General features: G+C 69.3%; 14 protein-coding genes. 11 read left to right on the top strand and 3 right to left on the bottom strand.

What is annotated here, in order from left to right:
* Positions 1–14: 14 nt before the first annotated feature.
* Both FHS42_RS21575 and FHS42_RS21570 read left to right on the top strand, forming a co-directional pair.
* A complete protein-coding gene (locus tag FHS42_RS21575; protein ID WP_184574372.1) occupies positions 15–938 on the top strand; it encodes a S1 family peptidase in 924 nt (307 codons plus the stop codon).
* Positions 939–1671: 733 nt separating this feature from the next.
* Complete coding sequence (locus FHS42_RS21570) at positions 1672–2733, top strand: S1 family peptidase (protein WP_246495119.1); 1062 nt, start codon at positions 1672–1674, stop codon at positions 2731–2733.
* A 264-nt stretch (positions 2734–2997) separates the two neighbouring features.
* On the opposite strand, the gene FHS42_RS21565 is transcribed toward FHS42_RS21570, so the two are convergent.
* On the bottom strand, positions 2998–3423 hold the full coding sequence (locus FHS42_RS21565) for a subtilase-type protease inhibitor (protein WP_184574368.1): 426 nt from the start codon (positions 3421–3423) through the stop codon (positions 2998–3000).
* 599 nt (positions 3424–4022) lie between these two features.
* Between FHS42_RS21565 and FHS42_RS21560 the strand changes: the two genes are divergently transcribed.
* From FHS42_RS21560 to FHS42_RS21545, 4 genes are all read left to right on the top strand, one after another.
* On the top strand, positions 4023–4991 hold the full coding sequence (locus FHS42_RS21560) for an ABC transporter permease (RefSeq protein ID WP_184574366.1): 969 nt from the start codon (positions 4023–4025) through the stop codon (positions 4989–4991).
* A 128-nt stretch (positions 4992–5119) separates the two neighbouring features.
* Positions 5120–6892 (top strand): ABC transporter substrate-binding protein, encoded by a 1773-nt coding sequence (locus FHS42_RS21555; RefSeq protein ID WP_184574364.1) that lies wholly within the window; start codon positions 5120–5122, stop codon positions 6890–6892.
* Between the two features lie 18 nt (positions 6893–6910).
* The gene (locus FHS42_RS21550; protein ID WP_184574362.1) at positions 6911–7903 is read left to right on the top strand and encodes an ABC transporter permease; all 993 of its coding nucleotides are present in this window, start codon (positions 6911–6913) and stop codon (positions 7901–7903) included.
* Positions 7904–7986: 83 nt separating this feature from the next.
* Positions 7987–9708 carry a dipeptide ABC transporter ATP-binding protein gene (locus FHS42_RS21545; RefSeq protein WP_221476719.1) on the top strand — a complete coding sequence of 574 codons (1722 nt, stop codon included), beginning with the start codon at positions 7987–7989 and terminating at the stop codon, positions 9706–9708.
* A 102-nt stretch (positions 9709–9810) separates the two neighbouring features.
* On the opposite strand, the gene FHS42_RS21540 is transcribed toward FHS42_RS21545, so the two are convergent.
* Both FHS42_RS21540 and FHS42_RS21535 read right to left on the bottom strand, forming a co-directional pair.
* Entirely contained in the window at positions 9811–10209 is a 399-nt protein-coding gene (locus FHS42_RS21540) for a RidA family protein (RefSeq protein ID WP_184574360.1), read from the bottom strand.
* A 47-nt stretch (positions 10210–10256) separates the two neighbouring features.
* On the bottom strand, positions 10257–11279 hold the full coding sequence (locus tag FHS42_RS21535) for an Rv2578c family radical SAM protein (protein ID WP_184574481.1): 1023 nt from the start codon (positions 11277–11279) through the stop codon (positions 10257–10259).
* 146 nt (positions 11280–11425) lie between these two features.
* Between FHS42_RS21535 and FHS42_RS21530 the strand changes: the two genes are divergently transcribed.
* The 5 genes from FHS42_RS21530 to FHS42_RS21510 all read left to right on the top strand — a co-directional run bounded on the left by FHS42_RS21530 (position 11426) and on the right by FHS42_RS21510 (position 19516).
* Positions 11426–11869: an SRPBCC family protein gene (locus tag FHS42_RS21530; protein WP_184574358.1), complete on the top strand. Its 444-nt coding sequence runs from the start codon at positions 11426–11428 to the stop codon at positions 11867–11869.
* Positions 11870–12295: 426 nt separating this feature from the next.
* Positions 12296–15085 (top strand): MFS transporter, encoded by a 2790-nt coding sequence (locus FHS42_RS21525; protein WP_376772658.1) that lies wholly within the window; start codon positions 12296–12298, stop codon positions 15083–15085.
* A gap of 251 nt (positions 15086–15336) precedes the next feature.
* The gene (locus FHS42_RS21520) at positions 15337–17922 is read left to right on the top strand and encodes an ATP-binding SpoIIE family protein phosphatase (RefSeq protein ID WP_184574356.1); all 2586 of its coding nucleotides are present in this window, start codon (positions 15337–15339) and stop codon (positions 17920–17922) included.
* Positions 17923–18027: 105 nt separating this feature from the next.
* Positions 18028–18411 carry a VOC family protein gene (locus FHS42_RS21515; RefSeq protein WP_184574354.1) on the top strand — a complete coding sequence of 128 codons (384 nt, stop codon included), beginning with the start codon at positions 18028–18030 and terminating at the stop codon, positions 18409–18411.
* A 382-nt stretch (positions 18412–18793) separates the two neighbouring features.
* Complete coding sequence (locus FHS42_RS21510) at positions 18794–19516, top strand: class I SAM-dependent methyltransferase (RefSeq protein ID WP_184574352.1); 723 nt, start codon at positions 18794–18796, stop codon at positions 19514–19516.
* Positions 19517–19754 lie beyond the last annotated feature (238 nt).

Genomic DNA, 19754 nt, shown 5'->3' with positions numbered 1-19754 from the left:
CCTCGGAGGAAGAGTTGAGAAACTCGCGCACCACCCTGCTTCCCGGTTCCCGTGGACGCACTCGGCTCATCGGCGTGGCTTCCGCGCTCGCGGCAGTATCGGCGCTGGCGGTTCCCGCCGCGGGCGCCGCATCTGACGCGCCGGCGCCACGCACCGCCGCGCAGGCGACCACCGCCGGTGACGCGGTCCGCTCGGCTGATGTCCCGGGCACCGCCTGGTATATCGACAAACACACCAACACCCTTGTCGTCACGGCCGACAGCACCGTCAGCCGAGCAGAGATAACCCGGCTTGAGCGGGCAGCGGGCGACAGTGCCGCTGCGCTGCGCATCGAGCGCGTCCCGGGCACCTTCCGCAAGTTGATCGTTGGCGGAGACGCCATCTATGCGGGCGACTGGCGCTGTTCGGCCGGGTTCAACGTCCGTAACTCCGCGGGGACGTACTTCATCGTCACCGCGGGGCACTGCACTGACGGCAAGCCGCCCTGGTACACCGACTCCAATCACCGTACGAAGATCGGCAAGACCACCGGTACCAGCTTCCCGGGGAACGACTACGGGCTCATCCGTTACGACAACCGCGCACTGAAACACCCGGGCACCGTCAACCTCTACAACGGCTCCACGCGGGACATCAAGAAGGCCGCCAACCCCACCGTTGGGCAGAAGGTGCAGCGCAGCGGCAGTACCACCGGGCTGCACGGCGGCAAGGTGACCGGCCTGAACGCCACGGTGAACTACGGTAACGGCGATGTGGTTTCCGGACTCATCAAGACCAATGTGTGTGCCGAACCTGGCGACAGCGGCGGCGCCCTGTTCGCCGGCGACACCGCACTCGGCCTCACTTCCGGTGGCAGTGGCGACTGCTCGTCCGGCGGCACGACCTTCTTCCAGCCGGTCAAGGAAGCGCTGAGCAAGTACAACGTCAAGGTGTACTGACCTGCCCGGGGCGCAGACCTGACGCGGCCTGACCGGGCCAAACCTGGCTGGGAGGGTCGGCCTCAGCGGTCTCAGCGGCCTCAGCGGTCCTCGCCGAAGCGGCAGGACCTGGCGTGCGGCGGCAGCCGAGCCGTACGCGATGAGCCCCTGCCGTGGCAGGACGCTGTTGACCCACTGCGTCCATAGCCCGGCGGGGGCTCACCAGGTTGAGTCGCTGATCGACAGCCCGGCCGTGGGGTGGGGAGTGCACATCGAAGCGCGCGCGGCTAGCGCAGGCGGTACGGAGGGCGTAGGCGGCACGGTCGGCGCCAGGAGTGGGAGCGGCACAGTCGGCGCATGCAGCTCGGACTCGGCGGAGAGGCGCGCGCACAGCGCTACGGGGGCGTCGAAGGTCACGACAACGGCCGATAGTCGGTTGAGCGCCGTCGCATTTCGGAAGTTCAAGGGCTGATATCGGCCACTCGTATGCGTCACCGTGGGTGTGCACCCCCGTGCGGCATGTGTCCGCATGCGGTTCTGACGTGGGCACGGTAGGTGTGGTCTGTGACTCGGACGGCGCGCGGGACGCATGGCGGTAGCGACTTGAACGCGACCTTGTGTGCCGCGCGAGTGCCTGGGAATACTCAGCGAAGCGACTTGGCATGAACGCGCCTCTGTCCAAGGCGGCGTGGCCATGCCTCCTCCGGGTCCAGACCCCCACAGTCGGGCCCAACCCCCCACTGGAGGTTTTGAGTTGAAGCGCACAAGCGTACGTCGTACGGTCATCGCCGGCGCCGGGGTGGCAGCCCTGGTCTCCGCCACCCTCACGCTGCAAAGCGCCAGCGCGGCACCTGCTGCCCCCGATCCCCTCACCGCCATCGCCGCCGGTGCGCTGGCCACCGACATCAGCTCGGACCTCGGCTCTGACGCTGCGGGTTCCTACTACGACGCCAAGAATCACAAGCTCGTCGTGAACGTCCTCGACGACTCGGCCGCCGAGCGCGTCCGCACGGCGGGTGCCGAGCCCAAGGTCGTCAAGCATTCGCTGGCCGCACTGAACGAGGCACGCTCCACCCTCAAGGCCAAGGCCACCATCCCCGGCACCTCCTGGGCCATGCACCCGAAGACCAACAACGTCGTCGTCACCGCCGACCGCACGGTGCGGGGCGAGAAGCTACAGCGACTCAACAAGGTCGTTGACTCGCTCGGTGACCGGGCTGTGGTCACGCGCTCGGCCGGTACGCTTCGGCCGCTGATCGCGGGCGGCGACGCCATCTGGGGCAGCGGGTCCCGCTGCTCCCTCGGCTTCAACGTCACCAAGGGCGGCGAGCCGTACTTCCTGACCGCTGGCCACTGCACCAACTCCGTCTCCAGCTGGTCGGACCAGCAGGGCGGGCAGGAGGTCGCGGCCACCCAGTCCGGCAGCTTCCCGGGCGATGACTACGGCCTGGCGAAGTACACCGCCGACACCGCGCACCCGAGCGAGGTCAACCTGTACAGCGGCACTCAGGTGATCGCCCAGGCCGGCGAGGCCACCGTGGGGCAGAAGGTGACCCGCAGCGGCAGCACCACCCAGGTGCACGACGGCGACGTCAAGGCGCTCAACGCGACCGTCAACTATCAGGAGGGCACCGTCGAGGGTCTGATCCAGACCTCCGTGTGCGCCGAGCCCGGCGACAGCGGCGGCTCGCTCTTCGACGGCGACACCGCGCTCGGGCTCACCTCCGGCGGCAGCGGTAATTGCAGCTCGGGCGGTGAGACCTACTTCCAGCCGGTGACCGAGGCACTTCAGGCCACCGGTACGCAGATCCGCTGATCTGCTGTAGCGGTACGCGGCGAATGCGTTTTTTGCGCGCACCGGCCGGCCCGTAGGCCGACCATCCGTCGTCGCGGCTCCTGCGCGCCGTACGCCGTCCGGTGTCCCGCACCAAAACCGGCACTCCGCACCGAAAGCGGCCTCCCGGACACCCCCACAGTGTCCGGGAGGCCGCTGGCGTGTGGGCGGTTCACCCGTCGCTCACCGGCAGTCGCTCAGCACCAGTCGCTTACCGGCAGTCGCTCAGCAGCGGAGCCGCTGGCGTCAGAATCGGAAGGCCATTCCCTGTGCGGTCTGCTGCAAGCAGGCGTTGCCGAAGGTGTGGGAGAAGGACACGTTGCGCCCCTCCCATACGCCCTGGGCGACGACCGTGACCGGGGCGTACTCGCGGGTGCAGGCCTGATCCGCCGACGCGCGGGTCAGCTCCTCGAAGGCGCCTCCGGTGGCGCGCAGTTCGGCGCACGCGGCGCGGGGCGCCGGGTGATCGCCGCCCGCCTTCGGGCTACAAGTGAGAGTCACGGCACGCGTGACGACGGCCGTCGCATCGTCCCCCTGGGCGACGGAGAGCACGAGGGACGAAGGCGCGTAGAGCGAGGTGGTTCCCCCCGACTCGGCGTGTGCCGTTCCGGTGGCCAGGCAGCCGATGGTCAAGGCGGCGGCCAGTGCAAATCCTCCAGCGATGTTCCGCATATCGAACGCTCCTTTGTTCGAGGTGGCAGCTAACGGTGCGGAGTCTTGCGGATGCATGGGGTGATTGCACGCTCGAAGGCCGGCTTCTGGTCACCATTGGTAATCGAACGGTACCTGGTTGTTGTGTGAACGTGGCCGTACGGGAGCGAGGGTGCGGCCGGGGGCCTGGGGCGGGACGGTGCGGTGGTGTCGAGCGGGTGTGCGGTTTGCGCCGCGCTGGCCCGAAAGGTGGGGTTCGTGGTTCGGCTGAAAGGCGCCGCCCCCTCGCACCCTAAACCGCCGTTGGGCAGGTTCTCGACGCTCTGGATCTACTCAATCAAGGCTGAGTGTTTGTTGAGCCTTGGAAATAAAGGTTTTGTGAGCGAGATCTCAATGGAAGTGCTGGGGATGGTAGGTGGGGGGCGAAACGTAGTGAATAGTCCTTATTTTTGTGTCACCTGCATTGCGGCTGCATGAAATAAATCAGCCTTCATGAAATGTTTCCTTCGTCATTTACCTGCTGCCCACAAAGATGATTTGCCAGCGCATCAAGCCATCGTTTCTCATGGTCGCGAACCGGCTGCGGGAAACCCCCGCTGAGATTCAGGAGAGCGGCAGCGATGGCCAAAGCAGTGGCCGAAGAGACATTCGGCGTACCCGCGGGACCGCTCGTGACCGCAGCCCGCGCGCTACGCCGCGACCGGGTCGGAATGGCGGCTCTGGCCGTCGTGTTGCTGTGTGCCGTGCTCGCCGTAAGCGCACCCCTGATCGCCGCGCTGTACGGCAAGAACCCGACCGAGCACTATGGGCAGAACGCCGCTGACCTGCTCAGTCCCGAGGGGCTTCCGGTACGGCCCAACGGAGGCATCTCCGCAGACTTCTGGTTCGGGCTCGAACCCGGGCTCGGTCGAGACGTGCTCACCCAGTTGCTGTACGGCATGCGCACCTCGCTGCTCATTGCCCTTGCTTCGGTTGCCGTCATCGCCATCACCGGCATCGTGCTCGGTGTGACCGCCGGCTATATCAGCGGAATCACCGACCGCGTATTCGGCTTTATCTGCAATGTCCTCCTCGCATTCCCCACCCTATTGCTTCTGCTGGCCCTTAGCCCCATCATTCAAACTCGATTCGTCTCTCCCGGAGAAAACGAACCCGGCTGGATGCAGTTTGCCGTCCTCATCGCGGTCTTCTCGGCCTTCGGCTGGGTGCCCCTGGCCATGGTGCTGCGGACGACCGTGCGGTCGCTGCGGGAGCGTGAGTTCATCGAGGCGGCCCGGGCGGTGGGGGCGAGTCGGCGGCACATCATCGTGCGGGAGCTGCTGCCGAACGTCTGGGCGCCGGTCTTGGTGCACATCACGCTCGCCGTGCCCGGCATCGTCACGGCCGAGGCCGCGCTCTCCTTTCTCGGCGTCGGCATCAACGAACCGATCCCCGACTGGGGCCGGATGATCGCCCGCGGCTCCGAGGTCTTCTACGCCGACCCCACCTACATGGTCTTCCCCGGCGTCGCCATCCTCGTCTTCGTCCTCGCCTTCAATCTGCTGGGAGACGCCGTACGGGACGCCCTCGACCCCCGCACGGCCCGCTGAGCCGGCCGCTGAGTCAGCACAGGCAGCACAGCCCCGCGCGGCACCCCGGCCGGCAGCGACCCCTTCCCGCCCTCCCGTCCCTCCCGTCCCTCCCGCTCTTCCCGTCCCTCCTCGCATCGGAGTTCCGCATGCCCAGCACGTCCAGCCGCCGCCCGCGCACCGTGGCCGTACCGGCCCTCGCCGTCGTTGCCGCCACGCTGCTGTGCTCCTGCTCCGCCGGCGCCGGCAAGGGCGGCAGCGACCCCGCGCCCCAAAAGACCGCCCCGCTCACCGCGTCCCTCGGCACCGCGAAGGACAGCGCGGGACCAGCTCCGCAGATCTCCGGGGCCCGTAACGGCGGCACCATCACCATCGCCAACCCCACCGGCTACACACACCTGGACCCGCAGAAGATCTACGCCGGCGAGACGTACAACACCTCGCTCCTGTGGGGCCGCCAACTCACCCAGTACCAGGTGGTGAATGGCAAGCCCACCCTCGTCGGCGACCTCGCCACCGACACCGGCACCTCGACGGACGGCGGCCGGACCTGGACGTACCACCTCAAGGACGGCATCGCCTGGGAGGACGGCAAGCCGGTCACCGCACAACAGGTCAAGTACGGCATCGAGCGCACCTTCGCGCCCGGCTTCGAACTCGGCCCCACCTACTGGCCGGAGTGGCTCACCGGTTCCGCCGATCGCACCGCGGCCGTCAAGAAGTACGGCGGCCCGAAGGACGGCGACCTCAACGCGATCGAGACACCCGACGCCAAGACCATCGTCTTCCACTTCCCCAGACCCCAGGCAGACGTGCCGTACATGGCCGCGCAGTCCTCTTCGTCGCCGGTACGCAAGGACCGGGACACCGGCACCAGTTACGACATCAAACCGCTGGCCACCGGCCCTTACCGGATCGTCGAGCACCGGCAAAACCAGCGCTTGACGCTGGAGCGCAACCCGCACTGGAAGCCGGAGACCGACCCCATCCGGCACCAGTACGCCGACCGCTTCGAGTTCACCTTCGGTAAAAAGGCCCTCAACACCAGTCAGGAGATCCTCGCCGGGCGCGGCGATGGCACCAGCACCGTGACCACCAGGGGCGAACTCCCGCCCGAACTCCACCGGGAGGCCGAGCGCGACCCGGGCAAGCGGAAGCTCGTCGTCAGCGGTCGGCAGGGCGCGTACACCAACGACCTCTACATCAAGAACAGCCGCGTCACCGACCCCGAGGTCCGCAAGGCCATTGCCTACCTCTTCCCCCGGCAGCAGGCCCGCCAGGTCATGGGCGGCCCCCGCGCAGGCGAGTTCGCCACGACCCTGTCCTCGCCGGCGATCGTGGGCTGGAAGCCCTACGACCTCTACCCCGCGCCGCCCGCAGGCGACATCACCAAGGCCAAGGAACACCTGGCCAAAGCCAAGCAGCCGGTCACCAAGCTGACGTACGCCTACGAGAGCGATCCAGTCCAGGACCGCGTCGCCCAGGTTCTCGCCGACGCCTTCGCCAAGGCAGGCATCACCCTGGTCACCAAGCCGCTCGACCCCGCGTCCTTCACCCACCAGGTCTTCCGCGGGCCCGCCCCGTACGACCTGTGGCTGAGCACCAACTCGGTGGACTGGCCCACCCCCTCCACGCTGTTGCCCGACCAGTTCCACAGCCGCCTGGACGCACTGTCGAACGGCATCAGGTACCAGAACCCGGACGTGGACCGGGAGTTGGAGCGGATCGAGGACATCGGTGACGCCAAGCAGAAGGCCGCGGCCCTCATCGACCTCGAACAGGTCGTCATGAAGGACGCCCCGGTCGTGCCGTTCCTCTACCCGCACATCTCGCAGGTGCGCGGCGCCCACATCGGCGGCGCCTTCATCCACCCCATCTACGGCAGCGTCAGCCCGGCCTGGCTCTACCGCACCACGTCCTGACCCCGGGACCGGAACCTCATGCTCAGGTACGTCTTCCGACGAGCCCTACAGACGGCGGCGGTCCTCCTGGCGATCACCGCCGCGACCTTCGGCCTCTTTTACGCCGCGCCATCCGACCCCGCCCTCATCGCCTGCGGCCCCAAGTGCGACACCGGCCAGGTCGAGGCGGTGCGCCACAGCATGGGCCTCGACCAGCCCATCGTCCAGCAGTACGCCGACTACCTACGGGGGCTGGTCGCCGGGCGCACCATCAAGGACGTGGACGGCACCCCCATCGACTGCGGCGCGCCCTGCCTTGGCTACTCGTACACCCTGCACCAGCCCGTCAGCGCGGCCATCGCGGACCATCTGCCGGTCACCCTGTCGCTGGCCACCGGCGCGCTAGCGGTGATCTTGGTGCTCGGTATCGGCACCGGTCTGGTCTCCGCGCTACGCCGTGGCAGCCGCACCGACCGGCTGCTGTCCGGCTTCACCCTGATCGGTGCCAGCGTGCAGATCTACTTCCTCGGCTACGCGTTGCAGTACCTGCTCGTCTACAGCACCGATCTGCTCCCGCTACCCGGTTATGTGCCGCTCGCCGACGACGCGGGCGGCTGGGCCGCCGGACTGCTACTGCCCTGGCTGGTCCTCGGGTTCGTCAACGCCGCCATCTTCGCCCGGCTCTCCCGCGCCCAACTCCTTGAGGTCATGCACGAGGGGTATGTGCGCACCGCGCGCGGCAAGGGGCTCAGCGCTCGCCGCGCCCATCTGAAGTACACCGCGCGCGGGGCCGCGCCACCGCTGGTGCAACTGCTCGGCCTGGAGGCGGGGGCGCTGTTCGGCGGCGCGTTCATCACCGAGACCGTCTTCGGCCTCGGCGGCGTCGGAAAGCTGGCCGTGGACGCCGTGGTCGGCAACGACCTGCCGACCGTGGTGGGCACCGTGCTGCTCGCCGCGCTGTGCGTGGTCGTCTTCGTCGCGGTGGCCGACCTTGTCGTCGCCTGGCTCGATCCCCGGGTACGGCTCGCATGACCGCCCCCGTCCAGCCGCCCGGCCGCAGGCCCTACGCGCCCCACCCGTCTCATCCGTCCCGTCTGACCGCAGAGGAAGCCCCGATGGCTGCTGGAGGCCGCAGCCCCGCGCTGCGGGTGCGCGAACTGTCCGTGTCCTTCGCCCGCTCGCACGGTGGCCAACGCGGCGCGGTCGTGCCCGTGCAGGCCGTACGTGACCTCACCTTCGACGTGGCGCCCGGCGAAGTGCTCGGCCTGATCGGCGAATCGGGCTCGGGCAAGTCCACCGTGGGCCTGGCCGCGCTCGGCCTGCACGACATGGCCCGTACGACCGTCACCGGCAGCATCCAGGTCGGCGGCACCGAAATCGTCGGGGCGCCCGAGAAGCGCTTGTGCGCCGTGCGCGGGGCACGCGCCGCGATGGTCTTTCAGGACGCGCTGGCCGCGCTGTCGCCGTTCCACTCGGTGGGAGCCCAACTCGCCGAGGCGTACCGGCTGCACCATCCAGGCACCCCCCGGGCCGAGGCGAGACGGCGGGCCACCGACATGCTGGAGCGGGTCGCCATTCCAGCGGCCCGTGCCAGGGATTACCCGCACCAGTTCTCCGGCGGCATGCGGCAGCGCGTGATGATCGCCATGGCCCTGATCAACTCCCCACAGCTGCTGATCGCCGACGAGCCGACCACCGCGCTCGACGCCCGCGTCCAGCGTCAGGTGCTGCGGCTTTTGGACGAACTGCGCCAAGAGCACGGCACGGCGGTGCTCCTGGTCACCCATGATGTGGGGGTCGTCGCCGAGATGGCCGACCGGATGCTGGTGCTACGCGGCGGGCGGGAGGTCGAACAGGGGTCGGCCCAAGGGCTCCTTGGCGCCGCGGCCAAGCCGTACACCCGGGCCTTGATCGGTGCCGCACCCACGCTGCACACCGTGCCCGGCACCCGGCTGCCGACGGTGGACGACCCGGACCCGGTGCCCCGGTCAGGGCACGAGGCGCCTCCGGCCCGGGCCGGTGCGAGGCCCGCCGCCGCTGCGGCCACCGTGTCGCCGATCGCGGAGGTCCGCGGGCTTTGGGTGGAGTTTGCGGCGCGCGGGTCGCGGCTGCCGGGGCTGCGCCGAGCGCCGGTCCAAGCCGTACGCGATGTCAGCCTGGCCATCGCGCCCGGTGAGACGCTGGGCCTGGTGGGAGAGTCGGGGTCGGGGAAGTCCACCACGGCCCGGGTACTGGCCGGGCTCCAGCGGCCCACCTCGGGCAGCGTCCACTTCGACGGGCGGGACATTTCGGCCGCCGCCCGACATACTCGGCTGCGCCGCGAGCTCAGCCGTGAGGTGCAGCTCGTCTTCCAGGACCCGTACGCCTCGCTCAACCCGCGCCGTACCGTGGAGCAGATCGTCACCACGCCGCTGCTCGCGCACACCAACCAACGAGCGGCCGAACGACGGGAGCGCGCGGCATGGCTCCTGGAGCGAGTGGGCCTCAAGACGGAGCATCTGGCGCGCTATCCGCACGAGTTCTCCGGGGGCCAGCGCCAACGCATCGGCATCGCCCGCGCGCTGGCCCCCGCACCCAGGCTGCTGATCGCCGACGAGCCGGTCTCGGCGCTCGATGTGTCCGTACAGGCGCAGGTGCTCAACTTGCTGATGGATCTGCGGGACGAGTTCGGGCTCTCGCTGCTGTTCGTCTCGCACGACCTGGCGGTCGTACGGCACTTCTGTGACCGGATCGCCGTGTTGCACGGCGGCGAGGTGGTGGAGACCGGAACCCGCGACGCGGTCTTCGACCACCCGTCGCACGACTACACCCGGGAGTTGCTGGCCGCGACGCTTTGACCGACTGCGCGCCCGGCTGCCCCGGGCTGCGCGCCCTGGGCCCGGCTGCCTGGGGGCGGGCGCGGTGGCCGGCGATCGGTTGCCTCGCCGGCCGGCCCGCGCTCACCTGTCGAGTACGGCGAACGCGTCCACCTCCACCAGGAGTTCTGGCCGCACCAGCGCCGCGACCTGGACGGCGGAGCTGGCCGGGGGCTTCGCGGCGTCGATGTGCGCATCGCGCGCCGCGCGCAGCGCCGGCATGAAGGCGACGTCGGTGACGTAGAAGGTCAGCTTCACCACGTCGGCGAAGGTCGCGCCGGCCGCATCGAGGCAGCGGCGCAGGTTGGCGAAGACCTGGCGCGCCTGCGCCTCGGGGTCCCCCTCGCCCACCAGCGCGCCGTGTTCGTCTACGGAGATCTGCCCCGAGATCGCTATGAGCGTCCCGCTGCCCATGACGACGTGGCTGTAGCCGTTGCCAGGCGCGATGCCGTCCGGCGCAATGATCTGGGTGTGCTCTGCCATGGGACTCCCTACGTGGTGCCTGCGGCGCAACTGCCGCTGTCCCGGTTCTACAACAGCGCCAGTTGGGTCCCGGCGGCCGGGTCGGGCAACACGGGCGGCGGCTCGGGCAGCGCGCGGGCCGCCCCGGGTCCGGAGGGGCCGATGCCGTACTCGGTGGCCAGTTCGTGCACCTGGCGGGTGATCCGCCGCTGATACCACTTGGGTGCGTAGGCCCCGTCCGCGTAGAGCGCGTCATAGCGCCGCCGCAGCCCGGGGTGGTGCTGGTCGAGCCAGGTCAGGAACCACTCCCGGGCGCCCGGCCGCAGATGCAACACCAGCGGCGTGACCGAGGTCGCCCCGGCCTCGGCGATGGCCCGCACCGTCTGCCGCAGCTGCTCGGGCGAGTCGCTCAGATACGGGATGACCGGCGCCATCAGCACCCCGCACGCGATGCCGTGGTCGGTCAGGGTGCGCACCGTGCCAAGGCGCCGCTCGGGCGAGGGCGTGCCGGGCTCCACGGTGCCCCACAGCGCGGGATCGACGAAGCCCACTGACATCGAGACGCCGACGTCGGTACGCGCCGCCGCCGATCGCAGCAGCTCCAGGTCACGCAAGAGCAAGGTGCCCTTGGTGAGGATGGAGAACGGGTTGGACCGCTCAAGGAGGGCGGCCAAAATGCCGGGCATCAGCCGATATCGGCCCTCGGCGCGCTGGTAGCAGTCCACGTTCGTGCCCATCGCGATGTGTTCGCCGGTCCAGCTCCGCGCGGCCAACTCGCGGCGCAGCAGCGCGACCGCGTTGATCTTCACCACGATTTGGGAGTCGAACCCGATGCCGGTGTCTAGGTCGAGGTAGCTGTGGGTCTTGCGTGCGAAGCAGTACACGCAGGCGTGGGAGCAGCCGCGGTAGGGATTGACCGTCCACTCGAAAGGCATCCGGGACGCGCCCGGCACCCGGTTCAGCAGCGAGCGGGCCCGCACCTCGTGGAAGGTGATGCCGCGGAACTCGGGAGTGTCGAAGGTGCGCGTCACGCTGTCCATGCCGAACAGCGCGGGTGCGGCCTTCTCGGCGGCTAGGTTCTCCCAGCGCATGAGCACCTCCTCGGTCGTACGGCCTCGATTATAGAACATACGTGCTATTCGAAGGGTGTCAGTCCCCGATTTGGGCGGGTGCGAGGGGAAGTGGTTGGCTTGCCGATCACGCACGAGAGCACGTGAACAGGACCGGAGGAACAGCGATGACGCAGGTCGAGGCCACGACGGAGCGAATCATCACGGCGGGTGCCGAGGATGTGTTCGATACGCTCGCCGACTACAGCGGCAAGCGGGAACGGCTGCTGTCCGAGCACTTCAGCGAGTACGAGGTGCGCGAGGGTGGTGACGGCGAGGGCACGCTGGTGCACTGGAAGCTCCAGGCGACCAGTAAGCGGGTGCGCGATTGCCTGCTCGACGTGACCGAGCCGACCGATGGCCAATTGGTCGAAAAGGACCGGAACTCCTCGATGGTCACCACCTGGACCGTGACCCCGGCGGGTGAAGGGAAGTCGCGCGTCCTGGTCACCAGCGTGTGGACCGGCGCCGGTGGCATCGGTGGTTTCTTCGAGCGGACCTTCGCGCCCAAGGGGCTCGGGCGGATCTACGACGCCGTGCTGGCCCGGCTCGCGCAAGAGACGGAGAAGTGACCTGTCGGTGAGGGGTGGCTTGCCGGCGAAGCGGCGCCAATGACCCGCCGGGCGGCACGGCGGCGTACGCGGGGCAACTTCCCCGTACAGCCAATGACTTGACCGCCCGGCCCGGCCCCCGTCGCGGCCCCGCAGGGCTCCGCACGGCCCCGCAGGGCGCGGAGTTGCGCTGCGCACGCAGATTCGGCGCCGCCCCCGTGCGCGTGAATGGTCGGCTCACCGGATCGAGTGGTTTTTCCCGGCGATGCTCCGATGTGCTCCGGGCGCCCTCGGCAGGGAAACCCCTGATGAGCGCGTGACAGGCGCCTGGGGCAACGAAGTTGCTCGCCCGTGTCGCCTCTTTTCGAAGAATCGTCTCGGTTGCTCGCTGTTGTCGCGTAATGCGAGAAATGAGCAGCGGTGCAGACGTGACGACGGGAGCGGTACGTGGGCGGGACCACCCTGGCGGATCGGGACGAGCCCAGCGCGGCGCTCGACCCGGCCTCCCCAACCAAGCAATACGCGACGGCGCGGGCGGTACGCCCGGCGCGAGACGCAAGCGGTCAAAGCAACCCGGGGGAGCCCAACGGCGCCCCGGGAGCGCTGAAGCGTCAGGAAACGGACCAACCGACGCCCTCGGCGCAGGCCAGATGGCAACCGCCTCCCGATGACGGCGACCCTGCTGCCCCGGCTAGCACAGCGAAAACAGCCAGCACGGCCAGCACGGCCAGCACAGCGGAAACAGCCAGCACAGCCGCAGCAACCGACCCAGCCAACACGGCCATCGTGTCACTCAGCCCGGCCCGGGTGCGGCTGGTCTTTCTCGGGTTGATGCTGACCCTGCTGCTGGCGTCCCTCGATCAGACCATCATCGCCACCGCGTTGCCCGAGATCGTGGGTGATCTGCACGGCCTTGACCAGATGTCCTGGGCCATCACCTCCTACCTGCTGGCCTCGACGGTCGTGCTTCCGATCTACGGCAAGCTCGGTGATCTCCTGGGCCGCAAGGGCGTGTTCGTCTTCGCGATCGTGGTGTTCATCGCGGGCTCGGCGCTGGCGGGCTGGTCCCGCACCATGGACGAGCTGATCATCTTCCGCGCCATTCAAGGCGTGGGCGGCGGTGGGCTGATGATCGGTGTTCAGGCGATCATGGCGGATATCGTGCCGCCCCGGCAGCGCGCGCGCTATATGGGCCTCATCGGTGCCATTTTCGGACTCGCGTCCGTCGCCGGACCGCTGATCGGCGGCTTCTTCACCGACCACGCGTCCTGGCGGTGGTGTTTCTACATCAATGTGCCGCTCGGCCTGGTGACGTTGGCCGTGATCCTCCTCGTGCTGAAGTTGCCCCGGCCCAAGGGGCGCGCCCACTTCGATGTGCTCGGCACCCTGTTGATCGCCGCTGCCTCCACCTGCCTGGTGCTGCTCACCAGTTGGGGCGGCACGGAACACGCTTGGGACTCCCAGATCATCGTGGGCCTTGGCCTGGGGGCGCTTGGCACCGTGCTCCTGTTCATCGTCGTCGAGCACTTCGCGCGCGAACCGATCATGCCGCTGCGGCTGTTCCGTGACTCGATCTTCAACGTGAGCGGTCTCGTCGGCGCGGTCGTCGGCGTCGCACTGTTCGGCGCCGCCAGCTATCTGCCGTCCTACCTGCAAATGGTGGACGGGGCCACGGCCACCGAGTCCGGTCTTATGATGCTGCCGATGATGGGTGGCGTCGTCGTCGCCTCGATCGCCTCCGGGCACTGGATCAGCCGCACCGGCCGCTACCGCGCGTACCCCATCGTCGGTTGTGCGCTGGCAACCCTCGGCATGTGGCTGCTGTCCCGCCTGACCGAGGACACCGCCCGGCTGACCTACAGCGCATGGATGGGCGTGCTCGGCCTCGGCCTCGGCCTGGTCCTCCCGGTCCTGGTGCTCGCCGTCCAAAACTCCGTACGCCCGGCCGACCTCGGCTCGGCGACCAGCGCCAACAACTACTTCCGGCAGATCGGCGGCAGTATCGGGGCGGCGATCTTCGGCACCCTGTTCGCCAACCGGCTCGCCGACGCCCTCGCCCGTGAACTGCCCCCAGGCGCCGAACTGCCGGGCGCCGACTCGATCACCCCGGAGGCGGTCCGCACCCTCCCCGACACCCTGCGCGACAGCTACCTCACCGCGTACGCCGACGCGATGCCCCGCATTTTCCTCTACCTCGTGCCGGTGCTCGTCCTCGGCTTCCTGCTCGCCTTGCTGCTGAAGGAGAAACCCCTGGTGTCCCGCACCGACCAGCAAGACCACGCCGTCCCCACCGCCCGCAGCCGGACCGACACCGCCATCAACGGCACGCCCGCGCACACCGCGGGCCAGCGAGAAACCTCGTACGACACCTCGTACGACACGGGCTACGCCACCTCTTACGGTGCGAAGGACGCCACCCCCACCACCTCCGCCGCGTCGTACGGCACCGAGCACAGCCGCACCGAAGGCCAGCCGATGGCCGGCGTCCCGGTGTGCGGGACCGTCGCGCATCACGACGGCAGCATCGTGCCGCGCGCCGCCCTCACCCTGATCGACGTCGCGGGCCGACAGATCGGGCGGGGCGCGACGGGAGCAGACGGGCGCTACGCACTGAGCACGCCCGGCCCCGGCGCGTACGTCCTGATCGCTGCAGCGGGCGGGCACCAGCCGCAGGCGGTCAGCGTCACCGTCGCGGAGCGACCCGTCGAGCTCGATGTGGTGCTGGGCGGCGCGGGCCGCCTTGCGGGTGCGGTGTGCACGGCGGACGGTACGCCCGTACGCGATGCGATGGTCACGCTCACCGACGTACGCGGCGAGGTCGTCGCCTCCACCCGCAGCGGCCGAGAAGGAGGCTATTTGATCACCGAGTTGGTGGCCGGCGAGTACACGCTCGCCTCCAGCGCGCCCGCCTACCGGCCCGCCGCCCTGCCGGTGACCGTGCAGGCCGCACGCGAGACCCGGCAGGACATCGAGTTGGCCGGCGGTGCGGTGCTCCGCGGCACCGTGCGGGCCAGCGGTGGACGCACGGTGGAGGACGCGCGGGTCACGCTGCTCGACGCGGCTGGCAACGTCGTGGACACGGCAACCACCGGGGCCGACGGCGTCTTTCGCTTCATCGACCTGTCGGCGGGCCAGTACACGGTGATCGCGGCGGGATACCCGCCGGTGGCGACCGTGCTGCGGGTCGCGGGCGGCGGACGCACGGAGCGGGACCTGCAACTGGGATACGAAGACTAAGGGGGCTAACGGGGGCTAGCCGGGAGTAGCGAGGGCTAGCGCGGACCGGCGGTTCGGGTCGCGGGGCGGAACCGGGCGCCCCGGGGGCCGCCTCGGGGCTCGGCCGCCGTGCAGGGGGAGGGCAGAGTTGGGGTAGTGCGCCCGCGCACTACCCATCTATTCCGGCAATGCCCCACGCCGTTGTCTGCCCAGGCCGTACCGTAGCCGTGGGGGCGCAGATCTTGCGTACGCGTACGAAGGAGACTCCGCCAATGAACCACGGCGCGTCGCCGGAAGATGGCGACGACAGGGTGGTCCCGGTGCCACCGGCCCGGGTGCCGCAGTCGCCTGCCTCGGGACGGATACCGCTTGCGGTCGTCGTGGTGGACGGCGCCGGGCGGGTCACCCACTGGAGCACCGGTGCGCGCAAGCTGTTCGGCTACCGCCGTGAGGAGGCCGTTGGCGCGCCCGCCGTCGATCTGATGCCGGTCTCCGGCGCGCTGCGCGACCGCGGCAGCAACGAGGAAGCGGAGGATGGCCTTTCGCGCGCTGGCGCGCTGCCTGTCGCCGCTGACCTCACTGATCTCACTGACGTCACTGATGTCACTGATTTAGTTGGCCTCGCCGAGCTCGCTGACCACGCCGAACTCACCGACAGCGCCGACGAGTCGAGCCTCGGCCCCCAGCTCGGCGCCTCGTTGGGCGGCGGGTCCTTCTACACCACCGCGGGCCGCGCCCGGATGGCCGACACCGAGCACGGCCCGGGTGATGTGCTGTGGTGGGCGTATCCACTCGTCGGCCCGGGCCCCGAGCGACTGTTGGTGCTGGCCGCCGACGCGAGACGGCTGACCGACGAGCGAGAGTGGTACGAGCGGGTCGCGCCCGGGTTTGCGCTGTACACCGAGTTCGATGAGGCGGCGGAGCTGGCCCGGCGGCTGCCCGACATCTTACCGAGCATGAGCCCGCAGGAGAGCGCCCGTATCGTGGCGCAGGTGCTCGAACTCGGCTATCCGGTACTGGAGATCAGCCAGCACGAACGAGTCCCGGTCACTCCGGACTGGGGCGTGCCGAAGCGGATCGAGCGGCGCACCCGGCTGCTGCGCGCGGCCAACGACACGGCGGTGGACCCGGAGGTGGCCGCGGCTGCCGCGGCCGAACTGGAATCCGATCTGGAGTACGCGGCGGTACGCGAGCGCCTGGAATTCCTGAACGAGGTCAGTGGCGCCATCGGCACCTCGCTCGACCTCGCCTGCACCATCCAGGAGGTCAGCGGGGCGGTGGTGCCGCGCTTCACCGATGTTGCGGGCACCTACTTGCGGGAACAGGTCGTCGCGGGCGAGGGATTCCCGGACGGGCCGCCGGACGCTACGACCCTGTGGCACCGGGTGGCCGTGGAGCACAACGACGAGCCGGGCCGCTGGGACGACGTCATCCCGGTCGGCGAGTCGATGCCCTTCCCCGTACAGACGCCGTTCTTCCAATGCATGACCACCGGGCAACCGGTCCTGGTGCCGCGCATCTCAGAGCAGCTGGGCAACGCGATCGCCGCGCAGTTCGAAAAGCGCGACATCAGCCCGCTGATCAACAACCGGTCGATGCTAGTCGTGCCGCTGAAGGCACGGCAGGTCGTGCTCGGGTTCATGATCTTGCTGCGGCACCAGGAGCGACCCGACTTCAACGACATGGACCGGGTCACCGGTGCCGAACTCGCCGCTCGTGCCGGGCTCGTCCTCGACAACGCCCGGATGTACACGCACCAGGAGAACGTCGCCGAGACGCTCCAAGACAGCATGCTGCCGCACATCGCGCCACGGATGGCCGGCTGCGACACCGCCACCCGCTATCTGCCCGGGACCCGGCTCGGCCGGGTCGGCGGCGACTGGTTCGACAGTGTCAAGCTGCCGGGCTCGCGGACCGCACTCGTGGTCGGCGACGTCATGGGCCACGGGCTGAACTCGGCCGCCATGATGGGTCAGTTACGCACCGCGGTGCAGACCATGGCAAGCCTTGACATGCCGCCCACCCAACTACTGCGTCACCTCGATGACCTGGCCCAGCGGCTCGGCGAACACTACCTGGCCACCTGTCTGTACGCGGTGTACGACCCCATCGGCGGCGAATTGACCATGGCCAACGCCGGGCACATCCCACCCGTCCTGGTGCGGGCCAGCAATGGCCGCAGCGAACTGCTCACCCTGCCGACGGGTGCGCCGATCGGTGTGGGTGGTGTGCCGTTCGAGACGGTCCGGGTGGCCGTCGAACCCGGTGACCGGCTGGTGCTGTGCACGGATGGCCTGGTGGAAGTGCGCGGTGAGGACATCGCGGTCGGGCTTGCCGCGCTGTGTGAATCGGCCGCTCATCCGGCCGCCTCGATGGACGACGCCTGTGACACCATCATCCGCTCGCTGGCCGGTTCGTTGAACCAGGGCCGCGGCGAACGCAAGGACGATGTGGCGCTGCTGATGGCCCGGCTAAACGGCATCGCCGCCGAGGACGTCGCCGACTGGGAGGTGGCCCCGGAACCCCGGGCGGTGCGCACCGTGCGCCGCAAGGTCCGTGAGCAGTTGTGCCGCTGGGGCCTCGAAGAGGCCGTGCCCACCGCGGAGTTGCTGGTGAGCGAGGTGGTCACCAACGCCGTCCGGCACGCACGCCAGATGGTACGGGTGCGCCTGGTGCGCTCGGACGCGCTGCTGTGCGAGGTGCGCGACGCCGACCACACGCTGCCGAGCCTGCTGGACGTCACACCTGACGATGAGTTCGGGCGCGGGCTGCATGTGGTGAGCCGGCTGGCCAAGGAGTGGGGCACCAGCCGCACCACCAACGGCAAGACGGTGTGGTTCGAGCAAGGTCTCCCGTAGCTCTAGCGCGGGTGCCGAAGGTGCTGCCATGCGCCTGAGCTGTGTGCGCGCAGGCTGAGCGGAACTCGGTGGCGTGGGGAGCGGATGTGAGGAAGGCTCGCGCGCATGGTTTCGATACTGGAAAACGTGGCGATTGACTGTGCGGATGCCTATGAACTGGCGCGATTTTGGGGCGGAGTGACTGGCCGTCCGCTGCATCCGGAGGACAAACCGGGTGCCCTGGAGACACAGGTATTGCTGGCGGAGGGCCCGGTGCTGCACTTCAACCAGGTGCCCGAGGCCAAGCAGACCAAGAACCGCATCCATTTGTGTTTGCGCCCTGAGACATCGCGTGAGCAGGAGGTGGAGCGGCTACTCGGTCTCGGTGCCACCTTTGTCGCCGATCACCGGAATCCCGATGGCTCTGGCTGGGCGATCCTTGCTGACCCTGAAGGCAACGAATTGTGCGTGCTTCGCAGCGAGTCCGACCGGGCCGCGATGAGGACCTGACGCCCACGCGCACCCCGGCCGGTGTCGTAGGACCGCTGGTCACGGCGCTGTGTTGGTGGCCGGTGGCCGGTGGCCGCTACGAGGACGGCCACCCCGCCGCCCGAGCGTCCCCATCCGTGCTGGTGGGACGTGGCAAAGACGCCGCCCGGTGGTTCCTCCTCCAGGTCACCCCGCTTGCGGCCCTCGGCTACACAGTGATGGCGCGACATATCGCGGAGTCGTGCTCAGGTCCCGCTTGGTGGCACTCTTCGTGTCGGCCAGTGACCGCAGGCGGGTGTGCGGGGCGACGTAGGCGGCGGGTCGGCGGCAGGCCGGTGGCGGATTGGCGAAACTTTCGATCGTCACCTTGTGTACCGGGGCCCGGGCCAGTAGCAATTGGGCCATGACTGAGTCAACCGGCTACGTACGGGCCTGGGAAGAGTTCTGGCGGGACGCTCCCCCCGAGCCGGGTGGCGTCCTGTGGGACGCCCCAGCACAGGAGACTGTCGCGCACCATCTGCCCATGTTCGAGGAGCAGTTCGACGTCGAGTTGCCTCTCATCGATGTCGGCTGTGGCAACGGCACCCAGAGCCGGTACCTGGCGCAGCGCTTCGGCCGGGTCCTTGGTGTTGATCTCTCACACGCTGCCATCGCTCGCGCCCGTGGCGCCGACCGGGCGGGTGTGGCCGAGTACCGGCAGTTGGACGCGGCGAACCTGCCCGCTGTACGGGCGCTGCACGCCGAGCTCGGTGACGCCAACGTCTATCTGCGCGGCGTGCTGCACCAGTGCGACAGCCGTGATCTGCCGCGCGTCGCCGAGGCCATCGCGCTGCTCGTCGGCGAGCGGGGCCGCGCCTTCGTCGTTGAGTTGGCGGAGGAGGCCGGGCGGGTGCTGCGCGGCCTGGCGCAGGGGCCGGCGGGGCCGCCACCCAAGCTCGCGGCCGTCTTCCAGCACGGCATAGCGCCCGGCGAGGTCTCCGACCAGGCGATCCCCGCGCTGCTGACCGCCGCGCGGCTACGCGTCCTGGCGAGCGGGGAGCTGCCGCTGGCGACCACCGAGAGCGGTCCGGACGGAGAGCGGATCGTGCTGCCGTCGGCATGGTGGCTCGTCGCACGCGGGGCTTAGCAGCGCGCAGTGGCAGGGGCGAGGCGCCGCGGGCGTTGCTGTGCCGTGGGCCGTGCCCTGAATAGCTCTGTCGTGAGCACATTCATGTACGCCTGCGCCCATAGTGGCCCCGTAGTCGTAGTCGTAGTCGCAGTCGCGGGATCGGTGTTCGTGTGGCGTCTTCGGTGGCTTCGTAGGGGCGGCGTTGGGCCCTTTGAGGGGCCCCGATGGCAAGCCCCCAATCCTGTGGGGCAGACTG

The organism is Streptomyces zagrosensis, from assembly GCF_014203645.1.
Classification (GTDB): domain Bacteria; phylum Actinomycetota; class Actinomycetes; order Streptomycetales; family Streptomycetaceae; genus Streptomyces; species Streptomyces zagrosensis.
This window is presented reverse-complemented; position numbering and strand designations above follow the sequence as displayed.